Raw genomic sequence first — 1,415 nt, 5'->3', positions numbered from 1 at the left:
GTAGGACTCCGTTAAGTTGGTGCTGATCTGCGGTTTCTGGGCAGCGGCTGCTGGCAGGTGGTGCAGATACCGGTCCAGCACCTCAAGGTGTCCTGGAGCATGTCGAGGACCTGGTAGAGGGTCAGGCCGGTGCGGGCACTTTTGGGGCGAGCCGCTGTTCGGTCAGGAAGGCGTGGGCGGCGGTCGCCAGGGTGACGTGGTGGTGCCAGCCGGTCCATGAGCGGCCTTCGAAGTGGTCCAGGCCCAGGCCGTGTTTGAGTTCGCGGTAGTCGTGTTCGATGCGCCAGCGGATCTTCGCCAGGCGGACCAGGGCGGCGATCGGAGTGTCGGTGGGCAGGTCGGACAGCCAGAAGCGGGCCGGGGTGTCCTCACCGTCGGGCCACTCGGCCAGCAGTTGCATTTGGGGCAGGACGCCGTCCCACCGGCCGTGCGCGGCCACCGCGGCCGCCTTGGTCATCCGGCGCGGACGCACTCCGGCCGGCCGGACCAACAGCGCGAGGAAGCGGGAGGCCATCGGGCCGCGTGAGCCCTCCCGCCAGATCACTTCCCCAAACGCTTCCCGACCGGCGCCAGCGGTCAATTCCGCCACCGACACCGGTGGCTGCGGGTAACGGGACACCGGCCGGCGGCCGATGCCGGACCAGGTCGGCAATACAGGGACCGCCGCATCCGGCTGGACGATCAGGTCGCCGCGAATACCGACCACGAAGTGGTGTCCCCGCTCGGACAGGGCGGCGCGGAAGTCGGCGTTCTGACCGTAGCCGGCGTCGGCCACCACCAGCGGCGGCGACAGCTGCCACGCGGCCAGTTCATCCAGGGCGTCCAGCGCGAGGCGCCACTTCTCCCGGTGGGTGACCTCCTCGGGCACCCCAGTCCGCCTCCGCCGGTCGCCATCGAGCGCCCACTCCGCCGGTAGGAAGAGGCGCCAGGTCAGCGGGCACGAGGCGCGATCGGAGACCGCGTGCACACTCACCGCGACCTGGCAGTTGGCCTGCTTGCCCAGCGCCCCGCAGTACTGCGGGGCGACCCCTACCGACATCTTCCCGTCCTTGGGGAAGGACACGTCGTCGATCGCCCAGGCGTCCGGGCCGATGCGCGGCACCAGCCGCTCGGCGATCCGCCGGCGCACCGGCACCGCATCCCAGGTCGACTGGTTCACGAACTGCTGCAGGTTCTGTTCATTGCCGTCCGGCAGCCGCGAGGCCATGGCCTGGACCGACTTACGGCGGCCGTCCATCATCAGGCCCCGCAGATAACAATCGCTCTTGGCCCGCTGGTCCTTGCGCGGCACCGACGCAAACACATCCGCCACGAACAACGCCAACGCCGCCCGCATACGCTCCACTTCATGTACGTCCACGCTCCTCAACATGCTCTTGATCAGCGCAAACGGGAAGACCTAACGGAGTCCTACT

General features: G+C 69.0%; 1 protein-coding gene. It reads right to left on the bottom strand.

Translation table 11 applies throughout. The features are described 5' to 3' along the window. Nucleotides 1–121 precede the first annotated feature (121 nt). A complete protein-coding gene (locus AB0M70_RS42135; protein ID WP_365829175.1) occupies nucleotides 122–1,360 on the bottom strand; it encodes an IS701 family transposase in 1,239 nt (412 codons plus the stop codon). Nucleotides 1,361–1,415 lie beyond the last annotated feature (55 nt).

Source organism: Streptomyces sp. NPDC051214, from assembly GCF_040682375.1.
In the GTDB taxonomy this organism is placed as follows: domain Bacteria; phylum Actinomycetota; class Actinomycetes; order Streptomycetales; family Streptomycetaceae; genus Streptomyces.
This window is presented reverse-complemented; position numbering and strand designations above follow the sequence as displayed.